The organism is Hymenobacter sp. M1-2 (genome assembly GCF_057808495.1).
This window is the reverse complement of sequence record NZ_JBTYZO010000013.1, coordinates 25,740-50,581: the sequence shown is the minus strand read 5'-3', so window position 1 is coordinate 50,581 and position 24,842 is coordinate 25,740. Positions and strand designations below refer to the sequence as shown.

The following is a 24,842-nucleotide window of genomic DNA, read 5'->3' as shown; positions in this document are numbered from 1 at the left end:
ACGCATACATACGTCATAATGTGCCGTATATTTACGTCATACTTCATCGTTCACTTATGACCTACGCCAAGACCACAGTCTTTACTGACGAACAACAGCAGTTGGCCCGCGTGGCTAAAGCCTTAGCACATCCAGCGCGGGTAGCCATCATCCAGTTGCTGGCCTCTCAGCAGACTTGCATTTCGGGTGACATTGCCGCCGAGTTGCCGCTCTCGCGCACAACGGTTTCGCAACACCTGCGAGAACTCAAAGCTCTGGATTTGATTCGCGGGGAGATTGACGGGCTAACGGTCTGCTATTGCCTCAACACCGAACTACTGCGGCAAGTGTACCAGCAATTTACCGCCTTCTTTATCGAAGCTACGGCGACCAATTCCTGCGGGCCAGCTAGTGCCTGCGCCAGCTAAATAGTTTTTTGCCCTTACCTCACAAAGCCATGAAAATCTCTGAAATGAAGCAGTCCTTAAGCGGACTGGAAGCCGTTGCTTTTCGCCTACCTAATGGCACGTACCTCCCCTCCCACTTCCATGTAACAGAAGTAGGCTTGGTAAGCAAGCACTTCATCGACTGCGGCGGGGTTGAGCGCCGGGAAACTGTAGCTAATTTCCAACTCTGGGAGGCCGGTGACTACGACCACCGGCTGGCTCCGCAGAAATTCCTGCATATTCTCAACCTTTCTGAGAAGATTCTAGGCACTGAAGATTTAGACATTGAGGTAGAGTATCAGCAAGATACCATTGGCAAATTCTGTTTGACCTTCGACGGAAAGGACTTCGTCCTGACTCAGAAACAGACGGCTTGTCTGGCCCAAGACACCTGCGGCATTCCTAACGAAATCGTTGCCCTACCACAACTGCAAGTAGCGGGCTGCACGCCAGGAGGTGGGTGCTGCTAGGCTACCGGCAGCCACCTCGCCTATTGTGCTTTCCACTAGGCTGGTTCGGTAGGGCGCCGTAACCCAATCTACTTTCAACAACCATGACCGTCCGCCCTTTACTAGCACACCACTGGCCCGAGGTACGGGTCATCTACGAAGCCGGCATCTCAACAGGTAACGCCACTTTTGAAACGCAGGCTCCTAGCTGGGAAGCCTGGGATGCGGCCCATCTGGCTCATACTCGGCTCGTGGCTGTGGATGATGCCAGCACGATACTCGGCTGGGCCGCCCTCTCTCCAGTATCTGGACGCTGCGTGTACGGCGGCGTGGCCGAAATCAGCATCTATATCGCCGCGGAAGCTCGCGGGCAGGGTGTGGGCCGCCAGCTACTGCACGCCCTGATTGCCGAGTCGGAAGCCCATGGCATCTGGACGCTGCAAGCTGGCACCTTCGCCGAAAATGCGGCCAGCATCGGCCTGCACACCCAAGCCGGTTTTCGAGTCATTGGTTACCGAGAGCGGATTGGTCAGCACTATGGGGTGTGGCGCAATACCGTGCAGATGGAACGGCGCAGCCAGCGCGTTGGCATCGACTAACCGACTCGCTCGTTGGGCACGGTTCGGGCTGTCGTTTTTGGCCTCTTCTTCAGGTATGGGCTACTACAAGGGCGGCTATACTCTCTAACACCCCCTATATCCTTTATAGGTGCTAGATTTTTTTGAAAGTGTTTCGCTGGCGTGTCTGCTGAGCCTCTCCCAACCATGCCTGCGCCGATTCCATATCGGCAAATAGGACCATCTGAAATTGGTCGGCCGCCCGGCGCTGCATTTCCTCCGCCGACGTTTGTCCGAAGACACCCGGAGCCAGCACGTGGGCAAAGCGCCGTAGCCCCAGGGCCAGCGCCCGTGGCATCCAGTGCTGGGCAATATGGTCGTTGGCTTGGTTCCAGGAGCCGGTTAGCTCCCGGTTGTCGTTGAGCAGGGAGTAGCAGCCGGTCTGCTGCATCATTTCCAGGATGTACTCCCCGCCTTTGATGACGTTGTCGGTGGACAATAGCCCTTGCCAGCGCACATAAATCCAGTCGTTGGCCTCGTCCCACTGTAGGTGCAAGTAGATGTTGCCGAACGAATTAGTATAGGTGCTGAGCATACGGGGGAGCAACTAGTGGAGGTCAAAATAAACCCGCTGGATATAGAAATCCAACTGAGATGTCATACAAACCTCCCAGAATGGGTCATTGTTGGCTCGACGCTCGCCTCACCGCAATTCGATGCAGAAGGTAGTGCCTTCGTGCTCGCGGCTTTCCACCCAGATCTTGCCCCCGTGCAGTTGCACAATCTGCCGGGTAATGAACAAGCCCAGGCCGGTGGTAGTGTCGCCGTAGAGGCCGGCGCGGGCGGCGACGCTGTACTTATCGAAGAGGTGCTCTTGCAGCTCGGCGGGAATGCCTATGCCCGTATCTCGTACGCACAGCCGGGCGCGGCTGGCCTGCTCCTCTAGGGTTACGGTGATATGCCCGCCGGACGGCGTGAATTTGAGCGCGTTGGTGAGCAGGTTGGCCAGTACCCGGGCAAACTTGCCTGGGTGCAGATGCGCATACACCACCTGCGCGGGCAGTTCCAGTCGTAGCTCAATGCCTTTCTGCTGTGCTGCTAGCTGGTACATGCCGAGGCGCGCCTCCAAATAGGCGTTCAGGTCGGTGCGCTTCTTCACCAGGCGTTTGGTGTCCAGCTCGCCGAGGTAGAGCACATCTTGGAGCAGGGCACTGGCTTCGGCGCAGGATTGCTGAATCAACGCCAAAAACGAGCGGGTTTCCTGCTGCGCCCCGGTCGGTAAAGCGGCCAGCAGGTGCTCGTCGCGCTGGAGCATCGACGTCACCATCTGAATGTGGGTCAGCGGGCTTTTCAGGTCGTGGGCAACAAGATGCATCACGGTTTCCTGCGCGTCGTAGAGGCGGTGCAGTGCGGCCTCGGCCTCTTTGCGGGCCGAAATGTCTTCCAGCGTGGTGTAGCCTAGCTTGCCGGCTTCGTCGGCGAAGAGCACCGACGTAACCTGGCACCAGAACGAGCTGCCGTCTGCGCGTAGCAGGCAGGTTTCCAGCGAGAAGCTCGGCAGCTTGTGCTCCCAGAGCCGCTCTTGCAGGTCGTGCCAATCGGAGCGGTAGTGGGGGTGGGCAAATTCCAGAATGCGCCGGCCTTCCAGCTCGCGCGGGCTTTCCAGGCCCAGCATCTGGGCCAGGGCGGCGTTGGCTTGCCGGATGATCAGGTCTCCGCTGATGATCTTGTGGCCCAGCGGCGAGTTCTCGAACACCGTACGAAACCGCACCTGGCTTTGCTGGTAGCGGTCGGCCAGCACCTGATGGGCCGTTTTCTCGATCCGCTCGGCGCTCAGCCACTCTATTTCCGCCCGTAGCGCGTGTAGCTCGGTCTGCAAGGAGGCTAGGGCAGAGTCGGAATCAGGAGCAGCAGACATGGCAGGGGGAGTTAGATACCAAGATACATCGTAAGTGAGTAAGCTACAGGAGTACGCCACCGTAAGGCAGAGTGGCCACCAAATTACGGCACGACTTATACGCAGCTACCGGTCTTTTTGTCGAAAGCCCGCCCCATTTAGCTCGTAAGAAAGCGCACGCGCTAAGCTTCTTCGGAGAGAGTAAGATGGAGGCTGTACTCTACTCCTAGCTGCAATTGGGCCGGCGTGGGTGGCTTGGGCACGCAGCAAGAGCGCCCAATTCCTGGCCAAGCATCGGGTAGCGGGTGCAGCTGCCACGTTTCGGGCACCAGTACCAGCACCGGAATAGGGCCGCACTGCGCCTGCAAGCGATGCACCAAGTAGAGCCCGTCTACATCATCGGGTCGAGGAGCGCTAAGCACTAGCAAATCGGGCCGCCATATTGCGGCTTGCTGAAGGGCGGCAGCACCGGTCTCCACGGTCGTTATGTGGGCAAAGCCCCACTGGGTAAAGTGCAGATGCAGCCCCATCCGCAGTACTGCGCCGGACTCAATAATCAGGATACGGTGAGAATGAGACATGCCACGGGGCTATAGAATGAGCGTGGCAAAGCTCGGATACCGAGGTGAGTGCTCCCTGCGTAGAAACGCGGGTTTTTCCTGGTGGCTACTACGCAATGAGAACGGACGCTCCCGCAACGGCTCTGACTACACATGCCGCCTCACCCGACACGCGCCACCGCAGGCCCGGGCCTCTTCGTTGGTCGCGCGCACGGTCCTCTTTCGGCAGGGAAAACTAGACTTACGCAATGGGGCGTGTCCGACACTCTGCACGCTGCTCAAATCCCGCAAGAAGGAGCGCATCCATGCCCAGCCCTTCATTAGGATTCATCCGCCTTTTTTAGTTGAATCCTAATGGGTATTAGGATTCGCTCAACTTTTTTATTTATATCCTAATGCCTATTAGGATTCACAAATTTTTTTTTACTTGAATCCTAGCGTACATTAGGATTCAAGTAAAAAAGTTGCACGAATCCTAATCAGCTTATGCCCCGGACAGCCATTCCCTCTACCTCCGTATCGGCAGCCGTGCGGGACTACTTTTTCCTTACCCAAGCCGAGTTGGCTCGCTACTTAGGAGTGAACGCCGCGCAAGTGGGCCACGTGGAGGCAGGGCGCAGCACGTTCTCTCTTCTTCCTCAGCAGCGGCTACGGAGCTTGGCCCTACTGCTCCCCTCTTCGCCAAGCCCCGATACAGAGGTCACAACTCCGCCTCTGGAGCTACTTAGCCTGCCTGTTTCGCCAGCCGAACGCCCCGCCCTGCTAGCCCGGCTACGCCGCTGCCGCCGTTTGGTGGTGCGTACACGTTTTGAGATGGAAAATGGACTAGCACGCGTTCAGCAGCACAACCAGCGCCAGCAGGCAGTAGCGGCCCTACGGGCAGGCTTGCTTACTGCCCCTCTCCACCCAGCAGACCCGGCCATCGACGCCGAGCATATACAGCGCTGGCTAGCCTACTTAGATGCTGCCACACCTACTACGCCTACTCCTGCTACCCCACTAGCGCTATTGTCATTACGCCTGCGCCTATTGCTACAGGAAGTGGAAGCCTTGGAAGAGTTGTTGCAAGAGCCTCGTTAGGTAGCGGGTGTTCCGGCCACCAGTCCTTCCAAGAAGGCAGTAAAAGAGAGAGCGAGGAAATGTACCCCAGAGCCGTAGTCCAGTGGCGCGGGGGGAGTGGACGTGTCGGTTTCTTGGTCGTAGTCGTATTCCGGGGGCGTGTAAAACTCGTGGCTGATGTAGTAGACTGCCCCGTAATCTTGAGGGCCAACACTCAGCACGAATATGTCTCCACCTGCTTCGTCCGCGAACGGCACTAAGTCAGGATGAATTTGGTCGCGCAAATCGTCCAACGCAGTTTCTAAGGCGCTGCTGCCACCATACTTGACAGAGTAAAATTTGTTCACCACATAAGCATCGGATTCGCCATTCGCGGCGACAACAAAGCGGTCCGGTTTGGGGTAGCCGCCGTTAACGGTCAGAATATGCGCCTTGTAGTCGTTGGGTAAGGTAAAGCCGTATTCCTGCTCAATAGCTTCGATATCGACTATGGAGGCAAGTTCTCTGTTGCGGGCGAAAGTAAGAGCGTTCATTGCTTTTAGGTGTAAAGTTTCTTACCGACGTGCTTATTGCATTGGTCGCAAGCGCCGTAATGAACAAAGGTGCGGCGGTGGGCCACTTCATCGACCAATTCCATTGTGCAAGTTCCCAGGGGTGGCGGGTTAGGATTCGGTTTGAAGTCGTCACGGTGGTGCCATGTATAACCATCCGGGGCTTTGTGGTTTTCCAAGCCCTGTGCCTTAACCACGTCCAGTAGCCCGGCTTCTTTGTTAGCACGGCGAAAGAACCACAGGTGCTTAAGCGCCGCTTGGGTAGCAGACAGAAGAAGCCCCATCATAAGCTGATGGGGCTTCTATTCAATGCTTAAACGACTATTCTTCGTCCTCCAACGGCAAAGAGTCCAAGTGCGCATGTGAGGCGGTAAAGAAATTAGGGTCAGTGCTGGCTTCAATTGCCTCTCTGAAAACACCCACACCAGGATTACGGATGAACCTACGCGTCATACCCTTCGTCTCGAATTCTATGCCTTCTTGTATAGATTTAAAACCTTCTATCACCCACTCTCCTTCGTTAGCGCTGTTCTCCTCATTATTGCTCACGGCCCAACCGCCACCAAAGTTTGTCGTTACTACTTTGCCTAAGTGATACCAGCAGTGGGCAAAATGTAGCATTTCCTCATCCGTTTCATGGACGAATTTTACCTGCTGTTCCAGTATGTAGCGTTCCAGTTCTAACAGGTTGTCCAGTGTATATTCCAGGTGGTAGCCTTTAGCGGCGGCTTCTTCTAGGAACTCGTCATGTGCATCCTGCATATAGATGAGGAACTTATTCAAGTTGTCATCTGACTCTTCAAATTGTGCTTTGGTCAACATGGGTTTTTAGGGAATTTGAGGTCCGGTCTTTATGCTGGCTCCAATTCGAGCCAATTCTTTCAGTAGCGGTTTGCTACCTCCTTTTTCCAGGATGTACTCGACTGTCATTCGTTGCTTAATCAGCCATTCATCTCTTTGAATATCGATTACTTGCTGTTTACCTAAGCTGAGTTTACCAGTCTTCAACTGGCCGCAATAGTCCATGTGTTTAATAAAGATGTCAACCTGTCTCATTGTGTGGGCTGTTTTCAACGTTTTGCTAATACCTCCCATCGCGGCCTGATATTCCGCTTCACGTGATAAGCCAACTTCACAATTTTGATGATTCGTTAGCGTCTGCTTAATCCAACGTTCGTAGGACCAAGGGTTTGGCTTGTTTTTAAGATAGTCAGCCCACCGCCAAGCGATACCCTCGGGGGTATTTTTCGGCGGCTTAGGACCCGCGAGAACAGCAGCAGATACTACGGGCGGCGCGGCTAATACGGACGCTAAAGGATTGGAGGTTGGCGCTGCTACCGGCGGCACATACGCATAAGCCCGCGCTGGTGGCGCTACCCAGTTCTCACCACTGCCGGCTTCCACGCCCATGTCTTCGGGCGAGATAGTGAAGCTCAGGCGCAGCGAGGCTCCGCCCGTGGTGCCCGTGCTGTCGAAAGCTACGTGGTGCCGGACACAAAACGCATGGGTAAACCACAGGTGTTTCATCGCCGACCCATCCGCTTGCAGAAAGACAAGCTTGCCGGAAAGCGTTTTCCAGTCGGAAGTAGTCCACGCCACCAGCGCGCCGGTATCGTCCACGGCGTACAGCTCCACGTCGATGGGGCCTTTTCTGACCTTGCTGCTAGGCCGGCCCCGGTAGTCGATGTGCTGATGGAAGCTATAGCGGCATACTACCACTATGTATTTCTTCCCCTCTAGTTCTAGGTAAGCAGAGAATGAAGCCATTGTAACGTTTCAAACTGTGAAAGTTTTGAAGCAGAACAAGTGGCAATAGGTGCGTAGGGATAGTAGGCTGGGCTGCAATATAAGCACAAAGAAAATCTGCCATACTGATAATTATATCTATATATTTGAACCGTACATTTTTTCCTTTCACTCTTAACACAATTTACAGATGGTTTACTCTGTAGAACTATTAACAACTGTGGCAGACTGCGACAAAGTATTGAAAGTTGCTGATGAGGAGCTGCGCGTATTACGCAAACGCCTGATCGATTCTGACTACCAGCGCGAGAACTCAAGCAACTCGGCAATTAACCTGACCTCTGAGCTAACTGGCTTAGAAGCAGAGATTGGTTTTCTAACACCGCTCATCGCAACGCTACCCGCCGACTCTGACAGCCGCAGCAAGCGCGAAACGGAGCTGCGTCGCGCTACCGACCGGCGCGATGAGTTAACTGACCGCCAAGGAGCCCGTGGGGCCGTAGCACTGCTCACCCGTGAATTGGCTTACGGCCAAACGGAGGTGCAGATAGCCGAAACGGAAGCCTTCGTAGCTGCTGTAACGGCTCGTAAAGCCGCTATCTAAACGTAGGCGGTGCCTGAATAGCCTTGTAGGCAGGTTCAGGCACCGCCTAACAAGCGGATTATTATTTAGTCTCTATTTTTATAAACGGTCAGCTTTACTTTACTGCTAGGGCTAGGCCCACTGCGCCACCGGGCAGGTACGTGGGTACTACCACCAGCTTCTGGCCTAGCTTGCCGGGCACCAGCCGAGCTACCTGCGGGTACGCCCGCCACACCAGCTCCGCCGACAAAAAGCCAATTCCGGCCCCGGCCACCACGTCCGTTACCCAGTGGCGGTTGTGCATGACGCGCATGGCACCCGTAGCGGTGGCCACGGCGTAGCCGCTCGCGCTGATCCAGGGGCTGCTCTTGCCAAATTGCTCGTGCAGCAGCGTGGCCGTCATAAAAGCTTCGGCGGTGTGGGCCGATGGAAACGAGGAAAGGTCGGCCGGATTGTCGGGCCGCTGGATAGCGGCACTTTTTTTCAGGTGGCTGACGATGCCCGTGCTGAGGGCGTGGCTCAGGCCGTAGCAGATCGTGAAGGCCACTACGCCCCGCTCGGATTTCACCCCCGCCACGTGTAGGCCATAGGCCGCCAAAGCCGGTACGTGCCGCGTGTAGTCGTCGAGGTGAGTGCGCAGGCCGCGGGGAAACAGCTCCTGTGCTTCTTCCTGCATTTCTTCCCGCATTTCATACACCACATTGTTGCGGTGGCAGCTGCCCCAGTAACTGGCGGCTATCAGGCCCGTCGGGATGGCTAGGCGCCACACGGCAGGCCGCAGCAGAAACGGTTTAGATGGTTTAGCGAATAAGGCGGCACTGGCAGGCCTCGCCGCAGAATCGGGGGGAAAGGGTACCAGCGAAGATTGCGCAGTGGTGATATGGCTGAGCAAGCAGGCCATCAGCAGAAAGAAACAAGTCAATAAGCGCATCAACGAGGCTGGAAGTGGATAGGCACTATTCAGCACTAAGTTAGCGCGTTGTCCTAGCCCCCGCAACACAGACGCCGCCCAGGTAGGATGCTATTATGTGACCAGTTCTTTCGGCGGGTTTAATGGGTCAATCTGCTCGACCAACCATTCGGATGAAGTGACGTTACAAGGCTCAACCATCCATTCGTCTATGGTATTCCCGTCGAGTGCCAAGCTGCTCTTCTTTCTTTTCCTGCTACAAACCGTGCTACCTAGCTGCGTGCAGCAGGAAAAACGGGGCGATTTTTCTCGGCGGGCAACCGAGTACAGTGTGACGGAGGCAGGCAAGATGCGCAAAGATGGAGTGGCAGAAAGCTCCGGCTTCGCCTTAGCTAATGCGCAAGGTGACTTGTGGACTCACGGTGACGGCGGCAGCACGGCGGCGCTCTATAAAGTGACTCCCCAGGGCGACTTGCTGGAAACCCTCAACTTGGCGCCCCTCGTCAACATCGACTGGGAAGACCTGGCCCGCGACGATGAAGGGCGCGTGTACATCGGCGATTTTGGCAACAACCAGAACAAGCGGCGCAACCTCTGCATCTACCGTCTCAGCGGCCCCGACTTGCACCTGATCGATACCATCCGCTTTCGCTACGCCGACCAGCGCGACTTCCCGCCCCGTAAAGCCGAGCGTAACTTCGACTGCGAAGCGTTTTTCTACGCCCAGGACAGCCTCTATCTGTTCACCAAAAACCGGGGCAAAGGCCGCTACGTGAAGCTGTATGCCCTGCCCGCCCGGCCCGGCTACCACGTAGCCACCCTCCTTGACAGCATCCGCACCGACACCTGGATAACCGCCGCCGACATCAGCCCCAATGGCCGAACGGTGGCACTGCTTGGCGAGGAAAAAATCTACCTCATAGAGCGCCAACCCGGCAAGCGCCTGTTTGCGGGCCCCAAGAGCCATTTGCGCATTCCAAACACCGGCCAAACCGAAGCCCTGGCTTTCCTCAATGACACTGACTTGGTTTTCAGCAACGAGAAAGGCCGCATCTACTGGATTAAGCACAAGTAGCATTTCGACACGTAATACACGAAAAGCCCACTACATCATGTAATGGGCCCTTTCTGATGTTTAAATCAGTAATTGACAATGCAAGTTCAGTAGCTTGTCAAGCTCTGGAGGGGCGAAATGCCGGGAGTACTATTGCGCCAAATACAGCTTTAAAGCCCCATCGAGGAGCGACACTTGGCAGAGCATGTGTCGCTCCTCGATGGGGCTTTATCTAAGACTACTGTCGTTCTTTCTACTGATATACCGCCCCTTTGGGGCTCAATAACCTACTGCTCGTCGCGGCCGTGGTTGCGACGGGGTGCGGAGCCGTAGTCGGTATCGTCGTTTTCGTTGCGGTATTGGTTGCGACGGTCCTGACCGTAGTTGCGGCTTTGGTCTTGTCGGTTGTAGTCGCCGCGGGAAGGTGAGCCGCCGCGGTTGTTACGGTCCGACGAATCGTATTCGTCGTTGTAGGAGCCGCCGCGGGAGCCGTAGCCTTCGCCCGAGTTGCCGCCGTAGCTGCCCCCACGGTAGCCATTGCGGTTGTCGGGGGCAGCGTTTGGGTTGTTTGAACGGCCTTGGTTGCGGTTATTGTTGTACCGCCCGTCTTCGTCGTAGCCTTCGTTGCGGCCGTAGCCACGCTCGGGGCTGCCGTACGAGTCGCGTCGCTCGTAATTGCTGCGGTCGGAGTAGCCTTGGTCGTCGTAGCCGCCGCGCGAGGAGCGGCTGTCTTCGTTTTGGTTACGGGAGTGGTTGTCGTAGCCGCCACGGTTGCCTTGGAAGCCACGGTTGCGGCCGTAGTCGCTGCCGCCCGATGAGTTGCCGTAGTCGTTGCTGTAGCCCTGGCCCCGGCCGTAGCCCGAGCCATTATCGTTTTCATAACCGTTGGGGCGGCCCTGGTTCTGGCCGCCATAGTCGTTGCGCCGGTCTTGCGGGCGCCCTTGGTCGTAGCCACCATTGCCGCCCCGCTGATCATAGCGGTTGCCGTTGTCGTAACGCTGCTGCCCGTAGTCATCCTGGCGATAATAGCCTTTGTTGCCTTGGTCGCGGGCGTCGTAAGAGTCGCGGTAGCCTTGCTGGCCGTAACCTTGGTTGTACTGCGGCCCGCGGTATTCATTAGGCTGGCGACCGTAGTTCTGGTTGCCATCGTTCTGATTGCCGTAGCCATACTCCTGGCCGCTCGGGCCATTGTTGCGGTTGTAGTCGCCGCGGCCGTCGTATTCGCGGTAAGAATTGTGGTCGGGGCCGGTATGGCCGCCGTAGCCATTGTCGTTGTAGTAGCCGCTACGGTTGTAGTCGTTGGTTTCGCGATATTGATTACCGTAGCCGCCCTGCGTGCTGCCGCGGCCATGACTGCCAAACTCGCCCCGGCTGGCGCCGCTGTTCTGGTTTTCGCGCCGGTCCGCGTCGTCGTAGCTGGCTTGGGTGCTGCTGGTATCGTAGCGGTTGCCTTTGCGGCCCACCGTCGAACTTTGGTTGTCGGCGTTCTGCGTAGCATTGTTCTTGTCAGTGGCGGCTTTGCCGCTGCTCGTCTTGCCGCTAGTGCCGGATTTAGCACTGGGCGCCGCAGATTTTTTGCTGGCCGAAGACGAAGTACGGTTCGAAGGCTTCGGATTGCTTTCGATGGCGCCCTGGCCCGCACTCATTTCCGAAGAAACCAGTGAGGCGCTGGAAGACGCCGAGCCGGTAACACCATCCGTAGCACTAGGATTTGCCGACGGATTCTTACGGCCCCGCGTGGCATTTTGGCTGCCGGGAGTCGAAGTAGAAGCGGTGGTGGATAAGCCCGAATTCAAACCAGCTTTATTATCGGCGCTGCCCAATGACTGCGCAGGGATTTGCGAATTTTTTTCTTCGTTTTCCATGGGAATGGCGAGGGTTGGGTGAGAAAATCAACGAAGCAGATACCCGGCTATACGCTTCTGTTTCACCCATTGTTCGTAATTGATGCTCCATTTGCAGCAGTATAATTCAGGCACCGGGCATTGTCTTATCATCTGATAAATAGGGTTTTTCGACAATTCTTGACGCAAGGATTATACAGAGGTTTATGGCGCGGATAAATTAATTATTCGAAATACCCCTTAGATTTACCGGTGTCTTTCCACACTTCCACAACAACCAAAGTACTCTTATGAAAACGGGCAAAGTGAAGTTCTTCAACGAATCGAAGGGCTTCGGTTTTATTATCCAGGATGAAAACAGCCAGGATATTTTCGTGCACCAGACGGGCTTGATCCATGAAATACGCGAGAATGACCGAGTATCCTTCGAAGTTATCGAGGGCAAAAAGGGCCTGAATGCCGTAAAAGTGGAGCGCATAGCGGCTCTCTGAGCCATTGCCACCACCAGCTTTTCCTGAAGCTCCGGCCCATCGCCGGAGCTTCTTGTTTTTACAAGCTTCTCGGCTCTGTTTTAACATGGTTACAAACCACCCAAACGCGAAAGCGCCGCACTGGCCCAGAGGCTAATGCGGCGCTTTTGAGCACACAATATAAATGTTGCCGGCCTACGGTTTTTGCGTCGTGGTTTTGGCTACGCGCACTCCCACGGCCATCAATCCGGGTAGCTGGTCTTGACGCATGTACTGCTCCAGCACAATCTTGTAGGTGCCAACCTGATGAAACCGCTGATTGGGAAGCGCCAGGAACTGGTGGTCGTAGATGTCGCCGGTGCCGCTACCGCGGGGTTCTCCCGTCTGCGGGTCCATGAGCAACATCTGATGCAGCAGCTGCGACACTGGTTTGCCCGCGGGGTCGGTTAGCGTGTGCTTCAGATACAGATTGTAGTAGCCGTAAGCAGATGCATTGCGCACGTTGAAGTACACATCGTAGCGTTGCGTAGTGTCGGCTATGTCGAAGGTAAAGGCCGGTTTCTGGCGCACCGACCAGGTATAACCTTCGAAATCCACGTTCTTCTCGTAAAGCTGATTTGGGTCGCAGGCCGTTAGGCCAACAACCAACGCCAGCACGGGCACCAAACGAAGCAGCTTAAGCATGGGCATTAGGAAGCAGCAGGAGGAGTAGATGATGGTGCTCCAGCCGCGCCGCCTTCGGGCCGACGGCCACCACGGCGGTTGCGCCCACCACCGCCTTCGCGAGGCGGCCGTTCGGTGCTGCCCTCGGGGCCAGCAGTGCGGTTGCCACCTTCGCCAGCGTTGGCATTGCCCCTGCCGCCGCGCCGCTCATTGCCGGCGCGGGGCGGCCGCGCCTCCGTGCCGCCTTCGGGAGCACCGCGCCGCCCTTCCACCGAGCGGCCTTCGCCGCGGTTCCCCTCGGGCTTGGGGCCAGCGTCCGGGGCATTGCCGGAACGGTTGCGGTTGTTGCGCCGATTCATGGGGCGGGCCGCCGCGCCCCGAGGACGCCGAGCTTCGTCAGCATTCCCGGCGGCATCGGGGGCAGTTGCCGCCACATCGGAGTCGTTGGGTGGGGTGGCTGGGCGAGCCGTAGCTCGGCTACCCCGGCCACCCTCGCGGGGGATGGAAGCAGGCCGCTCGGCCGCGGAGGCTTCGGGCTTGGCTTTCTTTTTGGAGCGTTTCGCGCGCTTAGCCGACTTGATTTTGTCATCGAGACGTTCCAGCGAGCCTTCCACAATGGCGGTTACGTCGGGCGCCTTCTCTTCTTCACGCACAGCTACCAGCAACGATTCCACTTTCTCGCCGCGCTTGTTTAGTTCTTGCACTTCCCGCACACGCTCGGTGGGCAGCACCACCCAGTTGTTGTCGCCACGCATGGCAAACCACATTTTCCGGCGGAAGATGTCGGTTTTTTGGAGCACATATTCGCCCTTCTCGGTTTGGAGCGGGCGCTGCACTTGCGGAATATCCTTGAGAGCGTCGAGGTAGGTATCGAGCTCGTAGTTGAGGCAACACTTGAGGCGGCCACACTGCCCGGAGAGTTTCGCCGGGTTAAGGCTCAGGTTCTGGTAGCGGGCGGCGGTGGTGCTCACACTTTTGAAATCGGTGAGCCAAGTGGAGCAGCACAGTTCGCGCCCACATACCCCAATGCCACCCAGGCGGCCGGCTTCGTGGCGCAATGAAATCTGGCGCATCTCCACCCGCACCCGAAACTCATCGGCGAGGCGCTTGATAAGGTCCCGGAAATCAACCCGGTCTTCGGCCGAATAGAAGAACGTGGCGCGGGTACGGTCGGCCTGATACTCTACGTCGGAGAGCTTCATTTTCAGGCGCAACTCATCCACCACGGTGCGGGCTCGGAACATAGTGCCGGTTTCGAGGTCACGTACGGCATTCCAGCGCTCTACGTCCTGCTCGCTGGCTACCCGCAGGATGTTGCGGATTTCTTTGGAGTCGGTAGGTACCTTCTTTTTCTTCATTTGCAGGCGCACCAGCTCGCCCTTGAGCGAGACGTGGCCCAGATGCCAGCCGTTGCCGCCAGCCTCCACCACTACGGCATCGCCAGTGATAAGCGGCAGGTGGCTGGCATTACGATAAAAGTCTTTACGGCCGCCCTTGAAGCGGATTTCGACTAGATCGAAGCCCTTGAAGTCACTAGGCGTGTCCAGGTCCTGGAGCCAGTCGAACACGTTGAGACGGGTACAGCCGCTGCTACAACTGCCTTTCGAGCCGCAGCCCGAGGTGGTTGTAGTGGAGCAGCCTCCGCCTGATGAGCAAGAAGTACAGGCCACTTGTAAAGTATGTATATCGTGAAGCAGCGCGTTGCGCCGCGAAAAGTCGGTTTCTACAAAGATACAGAATTCGGAGGCGGAAGAATTCCCAATGAACCAAGAGGCTTGTGCTACGGTGGAGCAAGTTTGGGTTTTTGCTACTTTCCAAACGAATGGTAGTTAGTATCTCTTGATATGGGAATTAGATTTTAGACATAGCCCTAAAACCTTCACAATTTCCACACTGATGCACTTTATTGAGGTTTCATACTGAAAAAATGAATTCAATAATTAAACGCAACTATGTATATAATTTTGTTAAATCAACTGCTATAATTTTGAAATATCATCAACAAATGACTAATATTCCGATACAATTTGTCCTTTTCACTACCACAACCAAACCAACCATCCCCATGAGAGTAACCCGTTTACTGGCTCCACTAGCTTTGCTTGCAAGCTCAGCTATGGCTCTGTCCTCCTGCGAACAGAAGCAAGAAACAGTAGCTAAAAATGAAATTTCCGAAGAAACCATCGGTCAAATCCGTACCCTAGGTTTCAGCGTCCAGGGCGCTGAGAAAGTTGAAGGAGGTGTTCGGGTGGAAGGCGACATTCTATTAACCGACGAGATTCTGGCTAGCACTCCCGAGTACTCCATGCTGCGTGTAGGCCAGGATGAGCAGTACCGGACCACTAATCTCGTATCTCGTTTGCCGCGGGTGCTCACGGTGAGTTTGTCGAGCCAGTTTCCAGCCAATTATTCGACGGCCATCGACGAAGCGATTCGCCGTTACAACGCCGAAGGACTGCGCATTACCTTCCGCCGTATTACGTCGGGCACCGCCGACATTCCAGTGACGTACTCTTCCGACCTCGGCCCCGGCGTACTTGGGCAGTCGGGTGGTTTCCCTTCAAACGGCAACCCCGCCCCTGGCTTCAAGTTGGTGCCCAACGTAATTGGCAATCGTTCAGTTAACAACATCGCCACCATCATGGCTCACGAGATGGGTCACTGCATCGGCTTCCGCCACACCGACTACATGAACCGCGCTTACAGCTGCGGCGGCCAAGCCTCCAACGAAGGAGCTAGCAACGTAGGAGCCATCTTGATTCCCGGCACGCCTTCCGGTCCTGATCCAAGCTCGTGGATGCTGGCTTGCATTGGCTCTGCTAGCGACCGTCCATTCAATTCCAACGACCGCACGGCTCTCAGCTACGTGTACTAGGCGCATCGCCTGCTTGGCCCTTGCATAGGGACAAGCCACCGAATTAAACTAGAATCCCCGGCTTGTCTCAAGTCGGGGATTTTGTTTTTGAAGGGCCTTGGTGCTTATCCCGCTATCATGGACCATCATGTTTACTGTTGCGAGCGAGCAAGACAAGAGTCGATAAAATAGCCTCAATAGTCGTCGAAACTCATATAGACTGCTGACGGCAAGCAAGGTGGAATGCCGCGAAGCAATGTATATAAGCAGCACAATACAGGCCCACGAAGGGAGCAGTAAGCTAGATGCTTTCCTATCCTACTCTATCAAAATGCGGCGCGTGATTTCCGGAGAATTGTTCGGGGCGATGCGTAGTAGGTAGGTGCCCGGGCGCAGGCCGTCGGTGGGAAATAAATTGATAGTACCGTCGACGATGGTTTCGCGCATCAGCCGGCCTAGCGCATCGTAGAGGCGCAGGCGCAGCGCGGCGCCGGGTGGGCCCACCACATTGAGCGGCTGGCCAGCTACTACGGGCACCGGAAAAGCTAGTACCTCGGCGCGCCCCACGCGGTAAACGCCTTCTACCTGGCTATAGAACACCCGACCATTTATATCCTGCAGTTGCAGCCGGTACTGATTGTAGCCACTCGGCGCATCGAGGTCGGGCAAGGTGAACTGTAGTTGCGTAACCGGATTGATGGTGAGCACCGTTTGGAATTCTCCTTGCACTAAGCGCTGTAGCTGCAGATTTTGCAACCCAAACGTGCTGCCTAGCTCTGCCAGCAGCTGCACGGTATCGGCGGCGGGTTGCCGGGGCAGAAAGGAACGCAGGTAACAATCAAAACCAGCCGTGCTGAAGTTGATGGTAGTGCCACGCTCGGCCAGGCGCCCTTGCACCAGCGGCGCCACCGCAAAATTAGGTACGGCTAACTCTCCACCAGTCAGGATGCGGAGGGTGTCAGACGTGCGGGTCACCGGCTCTAAGTGCGTAGCGCCAATCCGGTAGAGCTGATACTGCGCGGCCCCGGGTATGTGCGGCCAATACAACAGCACTTCGTTGGGGCAGGCATAACCGATACGCAACGGTAGCGGCCGGGCCACCACCAGCGTATCGGACACAAACGTGCCAGTATTCGTCACCATCCGAAGTTCGGCGAGCGTGGTGGTGTCGGGTGCGGACCAAGTGGTGGTACGCGTAGCTAAGTTCAAGGTAGAGCCAACCCGGCGCCAAGCATTGGCGCCAATGGGGCGGTATTCCAATTGGGCCGATGTGGCGGGTCCGGCCCACCGCCAGCGTAATTGAGCGGTTTCGCCGGGACGTACGTTGCGCTCGGCTGTGGGCGCCAGCCACTCAAAACCAGCATTCAGCTCGTAGGCTACACTGAAGACTTGGGGGCCCACCGGCACGGCGTAACCTCGCACCCGCAACTCATAGTTGCCCGGCGCCGGCGCGCTGAGCGTAATTTGTTCCACATTGTTGAGGTGGTCGGCGCGGCGACGGGCAGGCAGGCTCAGCGAATCAAGGTGCGGGTAGCTGCTCAGTGTCCAGGGCTTCCACCGACTACCAGTAGCTACGTTCACCAGCTCCAGGTCCAAGTCGTTGAGCAAGGCGCGGGAGGCATTGCCGGCGGCTTCGACATCGGTCCAGGCGAGCGTGGCTTTCAGTTGTTGCGTGCCAGCGGGCACAGTGAGCGGAATAACCTGCTCCTGGCTTTGCGCAACAGTGCCAGTCCGAAACCGGCCATTGAGAATGGTGCGTACGGCACCTAACGCATCGGCCTGCCCGAAACCCGTAGCAAAGTCCACTTCCGGACGGCCCGTATCATCGGCACTATTGATGAGCGCTGCTTTTACCAACGCCGAGGGAGGCAGCGTCCCACCGTTTTGGTTGCGGTATGCTTGCTGCACCAACAGGCTGATGCCCGACACCAGCGCCGCAGCGTCGGAAGAGCCATCGGCCCCGAAGGCTACCAGTTCGGGCTTCACGCGGCCGTCGTGGGCGGGACCACGGGAACTGAACGGCACTATTTGCCCCAGCGCGTCGGTAGCACCCACACTCAGCGTATTCTTCGACATCTTGAACTGCCCGGTCAGGTTGGCCACGTTGGGCAGGCCTTGATAGGTGCCGGTAGGGCTGGCCTGGCTGCCGGAATTACCCGATGAAAATACGTGCAGCAGCGTTGAAAATTGGCGGGCCTGCGCATCGTACGCTTGTGATTCGAGGCCGTAGTAATTCTCAATGCCCGTGCCGTAGGAATGATTCTGCACGCTTACGGTCCGTTGTTGCAGTTGCGTACCGTCGTCGGGCAATAGGTTGGCATAGTCAGCTGGAGTAAGGCGGGCCTGCCAGGCAACGCCTTTGCCGGCTGGCCCCGAGTTGCCACCGCCAGCAACAAGCGTAGCCATGATGGTGGCGTGCTGAGATGGCGAAGCATTTTGGTCTACTTCTAGCAAGCGGCCTTTGAAATCGATATCAGCAGGATCAAATGGGTTTTCCTTGACTGACACCGTAAGCCCTTGGCCGGTAAGGCCCGGATAGCGCCGGTGCAGGGCGGTAATACTATTGACAGTATAATCGGCTTGGTTGAGCAGTTGCTCTTCGTGGGCCACGCGGTTGGGCACATCAATAAACGTAACCAGCGGCGAAGCCAGCAGCTGCTCCAGCTGCGTCCGGCTCACCTCCGACAGCGTCAGTAGCTGCGGCTGCGTTTTTTCGCGTTGCAACCCAACACCGGGCAAGGCACGCCGAGCCCATTGTTCAAACTCTGGTGTATTGCGCACCTGAACCCGCACGGTTTGGGCACCGGGCTGTTGCTGCCGGGCCAGGGAAAGCCGAAGGCTAGGAGCCAGCTTGTCCGCATCAGGACGGTGTTGAGCTACTGAGGAGAAGCATGAAACCAGCAGCAACGCAGTAGCTACCCAAACAGAAAGTCCACGATACACCATATAGAGATTGAATAATTACCAGATCAGGGCAATGATGTGAATGCAGTAGCCTTATCCTCAAATTTAAACAGAAATCAATAGGTCATCTTTTAAAGTAATTTTCTGCACCTATATAATTGTGGCTTTTTGACCTCATGACACCTATCTGTAAATCAACTAAGCACCTACGTAAGGCAGGCTCATGGAAGATACGTGCAAGTCGACGGACAAAAAAGAGCCTGCGCTAGGCAGGCTCTTTTGTAGAAATAAACCAGTAATCTTTATGGCTTCAGCACCACTTTTGTGCAGTTGTCCTTTTTGTTGCGGAAGATGTCGTAGCCGTGGGCCGCTTCGGCCAAGGGCAGCCGGTGCGAAATGATGTCGTCGAGCACCACCTTGCCTTCAATCACGTATTGTAGCAGCTTGTCGATGTGCTTTTGGGCGGGCGCCTGGCCACCCCGGATGGTGATGCCTTTGTCGAAAAACTGATGGATGGGGAAGTTGTCGAAGGGCGAGCTGTAAACGCCGAGCACCGACACGATGCCTCCGCGCCGCACGGCACTCATACAGGCTTCCAGCACTTTGGGTGAGCCTTTTTCGAGGTTGATAACTGCTTTAGCTCGGTCGAGCAAGTCTCGGTCCGGCTCGAAGCCCACGCACTCTACGCACACGTCGGCGCCGCGGCCTTCGCTCATGGCCCGGATTTGTTCTACCACTTCTTTAGCCCCATCCCAGAGAATGGTTTCCGCATTGGCCGTAGCTTTAGCTTTATCGAGACGGTACTGCTGCGTATCGACAATGACGACGCGGGCCGCGCCGCGCAACCACGCCGATTTTGCAGCCATCACGCCCACTGGACCGGCCCCGAAAATAGCCACGAACTCGCCACCTTTCACTTCCCCCCAGTCTATACCAGAGTAACCCGTAGGGAAAATATCGGTCAGGAATAGGGCCTGCTCGTCCGTTAAGGAATCGGGAATGACGCGGGGGCCGAAGTCGGCATAGGGTACGCGCACGTACTCGGCCTGGCCGCCATTGTAGCCGCCGTATAGGTCAGTGTAGCCGAAGAGCGCGCCGCCTTTTTCGGTGGCCAAGCCGCCTTCCGGGCCGTAGTGGTCGGGGTTGGAATTCTCGCAGTGGCCGGGCAGCTCGTGATTGCAGAAGTAACAGGTGCCGCACGCAATAGGAAAAGGCACCACCACCCGGTCGCCGACTTTGAGCTTGCTGCCCACGCCGCGCCCCACTTCTTCCACGATGCCCATGAACTCGTGGCCCAGTACCATGGGCCGGGGCTGCGGAATGCTGCCGTTATAAATATGTAGATCAGACCCGCAAATAGCGGTGCTGGTCACGCGGATAATAGCGTCGCGGGCGTCTTCAATCTTCGGATCATCAACGGTGTCGACACGAACGTCCTTCATGCCATGATACACGAGTGCTTTCATAGGGGTTGGTTTTGGTTAGGAGAAACGGAGCAGGGCTCTGTCGAAACAGAACTGAACTATATCTCAGCTAACGGCCACCAGAAAGTGAGGTTATGGCTCAGCTTCTCTCTGCTACACCGTAGCTACTACCCCAATGGACTACGGACCAGCTAATTTTTAGCCCGCAGAGGACACGGATATTGACGCCGGGCTCTTGCGTCACAATCGGTACACTTGGATACCAGCGGGCACAAACACATAGGCATAGCCCTCCCCTAGCAGCACCTGACGCACTTCGGTGGCGGCTATGCCAGCGGGTAAGGGCATAGTGCGTTGCGAAAAATTATAAAGATGAAAGAACTGTACGGCCCCATCGGCCAAGAAATACAGTTCGTCGCCGCGGAAGCTAATGGTGTTAAGATCTAGGAAGGGCAATTTTTTGCGGTAGTTGCCCAGATTGTCGAACACGTAGATGCCGTTCACGCGGTCCACGAGGTAGACGTTGTTCTGGTATTCGCGCAGGAACCGAAAGTCAGGTCTGGAGCGGCCGATAAGCAGGTCAAGCGGCGTGGAAAGGGTGAGGCTTTTACCCGTAGGATCGAATTGTCGCAACGTCAGATCCGACTCGTTCAGGAGCCAGAACTGGTCGTTGGGCGCCAACGTGGCGGCCCGAACGGTGCCATCAAGCAAATCGAGCAAGTTGAACTGGCCCAGCGGCGCGGCAAACCGGTCGAGCAACACAAGCTGCTGCCGGTCGTCATAAAACACTAGCGTCTTGGTGGTATTCCAGGCTTCCAGTTGCGCCACGTGGCCCGGCTGGGGTGGCGAGTACACATTCAGCGCCTGTCCGTTGGGGCCGTACTGGTGAATATTATTGTTGGCATCGGCCACGTAGAGTGTGCCACGCCGGTCGAGAGAGGCCACGCCCGGCTGCGGCAGGGCAATGGTTTGCACCAACTGCCACGCCCCTGCCGCCAATGCTGGCTCGGCAGCTTTCCCTACTTCCGGTGCGGCAGCAGCTGGCGCCGGCTTACCCGGCGGCACTACCGAAGCTGGTGTGGGCACGGTAGTTTGGGCCTGGGAAAAGCGTGAGAAAAACAGGAGTGTAGAAGTGAGTAATAAGAGCTGAGAGCTGAGAATTGAGAGCTTAGACGCGGCGCGGCGCTTGTATATCCAACTTCTAAGTTCTAAGTTCTCAGTTCTAACTTCTACTCCTACCTTCTCCTTTCTCAAAATGCAGCAAAGCCAGGTCTGTACCATCATAAACACCGTAGGAGCAATAATTGACCCACTCGCCGAGGTTGAGGTAGCGGCTACCGGGAGCTACGGGCACGTCGAGGGGCAAATGCCGATGGCCGAACACGTAGTAGTCGTGGTGGAAACGCTGCTCTAGCTCCCGGCAGTACACCAGCAGCCACTCGTCCTCGCCGAAATAGCGGGCATCGGCTTCCGCATTCTGTATGCGGCTGTGGCGGCTCCATTGATTGGCAATGGCTATGCCCAGATTAGGATGCAGCCGCGCAAACAGCCACTGCGACACAGGTGAGGCAAATACTCGCTTCAGCAACTTGTACGTGTGGTCTTTCGGCCCCAGTCCATCCCCGTGCCCAATGTGAAACTCGCGCCCACCGATAAGCTGGCTCACCGGGTGCCGCAGAATAGGAATGCCCAGTTCTTTCGTGAAGTAGTCGAACATCCACATGTCGTGGTTGCCGGTGAAGAAGGTGATGGGCAGGCCCGCGTCGGTGAGTTCGGCTAGCTTGCCTTGCAGCCGGATAAAGCCGCGCGGAATGGCGTGCTTGTACTCAAACCAAAAGTCAAAAATGTCGCCGAGCAGATAGATGGCCGCGGCATCCTGGGCGGCGGCATCGAGCCAGCGCACGATGCGCCGCTCCCGTTCCAGCGAGCGAGCGGCATCGGGGGCACCGAGGTGGAAGTCGGAGGCGAAGTAGACGCGGCGGCCGGGCAGCAGCGCCAGCTCAGGCAGGCGGGGTGGCGGGGTCGGTTTCGTCATCCAACAAAAACAGGGCAATGCTGCGCGGGCCGTGGGCCCCGAGCACGAGGGTCTTTTCAATATCGGCCGTGCGACTGGGGCCAGTGGTGAGTGAAATCATGGAAGGCAAATGGTCCGCGCCGTACTTGTCTTGCACCAGCCGTAGCGCGTCGCCAATGTCGGGCACCACTTGCGAAGTGCGGGCAAATACCAAATGCTGATCAGGGTAGATGCTCAGGCGCCGGCCGCTGCCCGTAGCGCCACTCACTAGCACGCTGCCGGTACGGGCCACCAGCGCCTCGCAGGTAGTCAGGCCAGCATCGGCGTGGGCCAAAAAGTCAGTTTCATCCTGCTGAAATACGATGCTGCCGGCGTGAAGCAACTTTTTTAGCTCCGGCTCCCACACAAACAGCCGGTCTAGTTCCTTTTCCTTTTTGTAGGCAAAAAGTTGGTCGTAGAAATGCTCCTCCGATTCGCAGAAGTACAGCTGCCCTCCTACCCGCACGAAGCTCTCGGCAAACGCGACGGCCAGGTCGCCGGTGGCGGGCGGGTGCAGCGGAGCCGTGAAGTCAGGCGCGGCCTTGGGTGCCGTTGGCTCGCGCAAGGCTTCGCGGATACGGCGCAGAATAATGTCGCGGGAAGATTCGGGCATAAACAAAGGTACTCGGAAAGCTGGCAGACCTGAAAACGGCCGGACCAACCTGACCACCAACAAAAAAGCCAGCCTCTTACGAGACCGGCTTTTCTATGTATCCCAAGTTGTCCTTAAACCGGCGTCACGGCGCTGCCGCTGGGCTCAGTGGTCGAACCACTCGTCCGGTCATCGTCTACACCAGGTAGGTTCAGCGGGGGCAAGTCGTTTTGCAATGGGTGCTCCTGCTTTCGCTCGCTCAACGTTTCCGAACGGTCGGTGCCGGCCATGTGTGCCTGGTAATTTGTTTGTACGCCGTGCGGACGCTTGCCCACGAGACGCTCCAAGTCGTCCTGAAGCAGAACTTCTTTTTCCAGCAACTCTTTGGCTACCACCTCCAGCTCGTGCCGACGCTCGGTCAGCAGCTCTTTGGTGCGGATGTAGGCATTTTCGATGATGTTGCGCACTTCCTCGTCTATCATTTGCGAAGTGGCTTCCGAATAAGGCTTCGAGAAACCGTACTCATTCTGTCCCTTCGAGTCGTAGTAGGAAATGTTGCCCAGCTTGGGATTCATCCCGTACATCGTCACGATGGAGTACGCCATTTTCGTAATGCGCTCCAAGTCGCTCAGTGCACCCGTCGAAATCTTGCCGAATACGATGTCCTCAGCCGCACGGCCACCCAGGGTCATGCACATTTCATCGGTGAGCTGCTCGGTGTTGTAGAGGAACTGCTCGCGCGGCAGATACTGCGCGTATCCTAGCGCCGCTACCCCACGGGGCACAATGCTCACTTTCACCAATGGATCGGCGTGCTCCAGGAACCAGCCCGCAATAGCGTGGCCAGCTTCGTGATACGCCACAATACGCTTCTCGTCGGGGCTGATGATTTTGTTTCTTTTTTCCAAGCCCCCGATTACGCGGTCCACGGCGTCGGTGAAGTCCTGCATGGTCACCATCTTCTTGTCGCGGCGGGCGGCAATGAGGGCGGCTTCGTTGCAGACGTTGGCAATCTCAGCACCCGCGAAACCAGGCGTCATAGCAGCCAGCTTCTTGGCTTCCACATCGGGACCTAAAGTCAGCGGCTTCAAGTGCACGTTGAAAATCTCGGTGCGGCCGTTGATGTCGGGCTTGTCGATGGAAATTTGCCGGTCGAAGCGGCCCGGACGAAGCAGAGCTGAGTCCAACGTATCGGGACGGTTGGTAGCGGCAAGGATGATGACGCCGGAATCGGTACCAAAACCATCCATTTCCACTAACAGCGAGTTCAGCGTGTTTTCACGCTCGTCGTTGCCGCCGGGCACGTTGCCGCGGCTGCGGCTGCGGCCAATGGCGTCAATCTCATCGATGAAGATGATACACGGCGCCTTGGCTTTAGCTTGCTTAAACAAGTCGCGTACGCGCGCCGCACCAACCCCAACAAACATTTCCACGAAGTCGGAACCCGACAGCGAGAAGAACGGCACGTCGGCCTCGCCGGCTACAGCTTTGGCTAGCAGAGTTTTACCTGTACCAGGAGGACCTACCAGCAAAGCACCTTTCGGAATCTTACCACCGAGGATGGTGAACTTTGAGGGGTTCTTGAGGAACTCCACGATTTCTTGTACCTCCTCTTTGGCTTCTTCCAGACCAGCTACATCCTTAAAAGTGATTTTCACCTTGTCACCACCTTCAAAGAGAGCCGCGCGGCTTTTGCCAATGTTGAAAATCTGACCACCAGCCCCGGCGCCACCGCTCATGCGGCGCATCAGGAACCAGAAGCCCACAAAAAGCAGGATGGTAAAACCCCAAGTTGTAATAACGTCACCGTAGCCAGTGCGCGTGTCGAACGTGAGACCAATCTGCTGCTCCACGGGTATGTTGGCTCGCGTCTGAAGCTTTTCAAAGTCTTCCTTAAACGTTTTGCCATCTACAACTCGGAAGTCGAATTGCGGGCTGGTTTCGAAGGTCAGCGGCCCGCGGCGGCTCAGCAGCTGGTTGTAACGGCCCGATTGCAGGGCTTGTTTTTTGAGCGAAACCTCCACTAGGTTCCGATCCGTGAGCAGTTTCACGTCGCGCACATCACCGGCAACGTACATCTGCTCAAATTTCTGCTGGTTGATTTCCACTGTGCTACCGCTTTGGTTGAAAAACAACCAGGCACACAGAAAGAAAACCAACCCGGCTAGCAGCCAAAGCTGCATGCCCGGCTTAGGAGCGGGCGAAGGCAGCATTGGCTTCTTCTTTTTGGGCGTGTTATCAGGCATG

25 protein-coding genes are annotated in these 24,842 nt (G+C 56.6%); 8 read left to right on the top strand and 17 right to left on the bottom strand.

Annotation, left to right across the window (positions count from 1 at the left end):
• Nucleotides 1–56 precede the first annotated feature (56 nt).
• From ACYSMN_RS13785 to ACYSMN_RS13775, 3 genes are all read left to right on the top strand, one after another.
• Nucleotides 57–407, top strand: coding sequence for an ArsR/SmtB family transcription factor (locus ACYSMN_RS13785; protein ID WP_488924476.1), 351 nt, complete (start codon nt 57–59; stop codon nt 405–407).
• 29 nt (nt 408–436) lie between these two features.
• Nucleotides 437–895 carry a DUF6428 family protein gene (locus ACYSMN_RS13780; protein WP_488924475.1) on the top strand — a complete coding sequence of 153 codons (459 nt, stop codon included), beginning with the start codon at nt 437–439 and terminating at the stop codon, nt 893–895.
• Between the two features lie 83 nt (nt 896–978).
• Nucleotides 979–1,473 (top strand): GNAT family N-acetyltransferase, encoded by a 495-nt coding sequence (locus ACYSMN_RS13775; protein WP_488924474.1) that lies wholly within the window; start codon nt 979–981, stop codon nt 1,471–1,473.
• Between the two features lie 112 nt (nt 1,474–1,585).
• Here ACYSMN_RS13775 and ACYSMN_RS13770 read toward each other — a convergent pair whose 3' ends face one another.
• From ACYSMN_RS13770 to ACYSMN_RS13760, 3 genes are all read right to left on the bottom strand, one after another.
• The gene (locus tag ACYSMN_RS13770) at nt 1,586–2,026 is read right to left on the bottom strand and encodes a hypothetical protein (RefSeq protein WP_488924473.1); all 441 of its coding nucleotides are present in this window, start codon (nt 2,024–2,026) and stop codon (nt 1,586–1,588) included.
• Between the two features lie 108 nt (nt 2,027–2,134).
• The gene (locus ACYSMN_RS13765) at nt 2,135–3,349 is read right to left on the bottom strand and encodes a PAS domain-containing sensor histidine kinase (protein WP_488924472.1); all 1,215 of its coding nucleotides are present in this window, start codon (nt 3,347–3,349) and stop codon (nt 2,135–2,137) included.
• 161 nt (nt 3,350–3,510) lie between these two features.
• Nucleotides 3,511–3,909, bottom strand: a complete 399-nt coding sequence (locus ACYSMN_RS13760) for a response regulator transcription factor (RefSeq protein WP_488924471.1) — start codon at nt 3,907–3,909, stop codon at nt 3,511–3,513.
• A 465-nt stretch (nt 3,910–4,374) separates the two neighbouring features.
• Between ACYSMN_RS13760 and ACYSMN_RS13755 the strand changes: the two genes are divergently transcribed.
• A complete protein-coding gene (locus ACYSMN_RS13755) occupies nt 4,375–4,968 on the top strand; it encodes a hypothetical protein (RefSeq protein WP_488924470.1) in 594 nt (197 codons plus the stop codon).
• Here ACYSMN_RS13755 and ACYSMN_RS13750 read toward each other — a convergent pair.
• From ACYSMN_RS13750 to tssD, 4 genes are read right to left on the bottom strand one after another with little or no spacing between them, the layout of a single operon-like run.
• A complete protein-coding gene (locus ACYSMN_RS13750; RefSeq protein WP_488924469.1) occupies nt 4,965–5,480 on the bottom strand; it encodes an SMI1/KNR4 family protein in 516 nt (171 codons plus the stop codon). The genes ACYSMN_RS13755 and ACYSMN_RS13750 overlap by 4 nt on opposite strands.
• 5 nt (nt 5,481–5,485) lie before the next feature.
• Nucleotides 5,486–5,782, bottom strand: a complete 297-nt coding sequence (locus ACYSMN_RS13745; RefSeq protein WP_488924599.1) for an HNH endonuclease — start codon at nt 5,780–5,782, stop codon at nt 5,486–5,488.
• 37 nt (nt 5,783–5,819) lie between these two features.
• On the bottom strand, nt 5,820–6,320 hold the full coding sequence (locus ACYSMN_RS13740; RefSeq protein ID WP_488924468.1) for a hypothetical protein: 501 nt from the start codon (nt 6,318–6,320) through the stop codon (nt 5,820–5,822).
• A gap of 6 nt (nt 6,321–6,326) precedes the next feature.
• Nucleotides 6,327–7,265, bottom strand: a complete 939-nt coding sequence (gene tssD / locus ACYSMN_RS13735; protein WP_488924467.1) for a type VI secretion system tube protein TssD — start codon at nt 7,263–7,265, stop codon at nt 6,327–6,329.
• Nucleotides 7,266–7,464: 199 nt separating this feature from the next.
• On the opposite strand from tssD, the gene ACYSMN_RS13730 reads away from it, so the two are divergent.
• Nucleotides 7,465–7,848 carry a hypothetical protein gene (locus ACYSMN_RS13730; RefSeq protein WP_488924466.1) on the top strand — a complete coding sequence of 128 codons (384 nt, stop codon included), beginning with the start codon at nt 7,465–7,467 and terminating at the stop codon, nt 7,846–7,848.
• A gap of 94 nt (nt 7,849–7,942) precedes the next feature.
• On the opposite strand, the gene ACYSMN_RS13725 is transcribed toward ACYSMN_RS13730, so the two are convergent.
• On the bottom strand, nt 7,943–8,758 hold the full coding sequence (locus ACYSMN_RS13725; protein WP_488924465.1) for a phosphatase PAP2 family protein: 816 nt from the start codon (nt 8,756–8,758) through the stop codon (nt 7,943–7,945).
• 190 nt (nt 8,759–8,948) lie between these two features.
• On the opposite strand from ACYSMN_RS13725, the gene ACYSMN_RS13720 reads away from it, so the two are divergent.
• On the top strand, nt 8,949–9,812 hold the full coding sequence (locus ACYSMN_RS13720) for a hypothetical protein (protein WP_488924464.1): 864 nt from the start codon (nt 8,949–8,951) through the stop codon (nt 9,810–9,812).
• A gap of 266 nt (nt 9,813–10,078) precedes the next feature.
• Here ACYSMN_RS13720 and ACYSMN_RS13715 read toward each other — a convergent pair whose 3' ends face one another.
• On the bottom strand, nt 10,079–11,656 hold the full coding sequence (locus ACYSMN_RS13715) for a hypothetical protein (RefSeq protein ID WP_488924463.1): 1,578 nt from the start codon (nt 11,654–11,656) through the stop codon (nt 10,079–10,081).
• A gap of 269 nt (nt 11,657–11,925) precedes the next feature.
• Between ACYSMN_RS13715 and ACYSMN_RS13710 the strand changes: the two genes are divergently transcribed.
• Nucleotides 11,926–12,126, top strand: a complete 201-nt coding sequence (locus tag ACYSMN_RS13710; RefSeq protein WP_488924462.1) for a cold-shock protein — start codon at nt 11,926–11,928, stop codon at nt 12,124–12,126.
• A gap of 174 nt (nt 12,127–12,300) precedes the next feature.
• Here the strand turns inward: ACYSMN_RS13710 and ACYSMN_RS13705 are convergent, their stop codons facing one another.
• Both ACYSMN_RS13705 and ACYSMN_RS13700 read right to left on the bottom strand, forming a co-directional pair.
• The gene (locus ACYSMN_RS13705) at nt 12,301–12,789 is read right to left on the bottom strand and encodes a gliding motility lipoprotein GldH (protein ID WP_488924461.1); all 489 of its coding nucleotides are present in this window, start codon (nt 12,787–12,789) and stop codon (nt 12,301–12,303) included.
• Nucleotides 12,790–12,794: 5 nt separating this feature from the next.
• The gene (locus ACYSMN_RS13700) at nt 12,795–14,336 is read right to left on the bottom strand and encodes a PSP1 domain-containing protein (protein ID WP_488924460.1); all 1,542 of its coding nucleotides are present in this window, start codon (nt 14,334–14,336) and stop codon (nt 12,795–12,797) included.
• 548 nt (nt 14,337–14,884) lie between these two features.
• Between ACYSMN_RS13700 and ACYSMN_RS13695 the strand changes: the two genes are divergently transcribed.
• On the top strand, nt 14,885–15,643 hold the full coding sequence (locus ACYSMN_RS13695) for a M57 family metalloprotease (protein WP_488924459.1): 759 nt from the start codon (nt 14,885–14,887) through the stop codon (nt 15,641–15,643).
• A 297-nt stretch (nt 15,644–15,940) separates the two neighbouring features.
• Here ACYSMN_RS13695 and ACYSMN_RS13690 read toward each other — a convergent pair whose 3' ends face one another.
• From ACYSMN_RS13690 to ftsH, 6 genes are all read right to left on the bottom strand, one after another.
• Nucleotides 15,941–18,568, bottom strand: coding sequence for a S8 family serine peptidase (locus ACYSMN_RS13690; RefSeq protein ID WP_488924458.1), 2,628 nt, complete (start codon nt 18,566–18,568; stop codon nt 15,941–15,943).
• Nucleotides 18,569–18,828: 260 nt separating this feature from the next.
• Nucleotides 18,829–19,992, bottom strand: a complete 1,164-nt coding sequence (locus tag ACYSMN_RS13685) for a zinc-dependent alcohol dehydrogenase (RefSeq protein WP_488924457.1) — start codon at nt 19,990–19,992, stop codon at nt 18,829–18,831.
• 198 nt (nt 19,993–20,190) lie between these two features.
• Nucleotides 20,191–21,036: a hypothetical protein gene (locus ACYSMN_RS13680; protein WP_488924456.1), complete on the bottom strand. Its 846-nt coding sequence runs from the start codon at nt 21,034–21,036 to the stop codon at nt 20,191–20,193.
• A 136-nt stretch (nt 21,037–21,172) separates the two neighbouring features.
• Nucleotides 21,173–21,985, bottom strand: coding sequence for a UDP-2,3-diacylglucosamine diphosphatase (locus tag ACYSMN_RS13675; RefSeq protein ID WP_488924455.1), 813 nt, complete (start codon nt 21,983–21,985; stop codon nt 21,173–21,175).
• Nucleotides 21,951–22,616: a LutC/YkgG family protein gene (locus ACYSMN_RS13670; RefSeq protein WP_488924454.1), complete on the bottom strand. Its 666-nt coding sequence runs from the start codon at nt 22,614–22,616 to the stop codon at nt 21,951–21,953. The genes ACYSMN_RS13675 and ACYSMN_RS13670 overlap by 35 nt, the downstream gene beginning before the upstream one ends.
• Nucleotides 22,617–22,729: 113 nt before the next feature.
• Complete coding sequence (gene ftsH, locus ACYSMN_RS13665; RefSeq protein WP_488924453.1) at nt 22,730–24,841, bottom strand: ATP-dependent zinc metalloprotease FtsH; 2,112 nt, start codon at nt 24,839–24,841, stop codon at nt 22,730–22,732.
• Nucleotide 24,842: the final 1 nt, after the last annotated feature.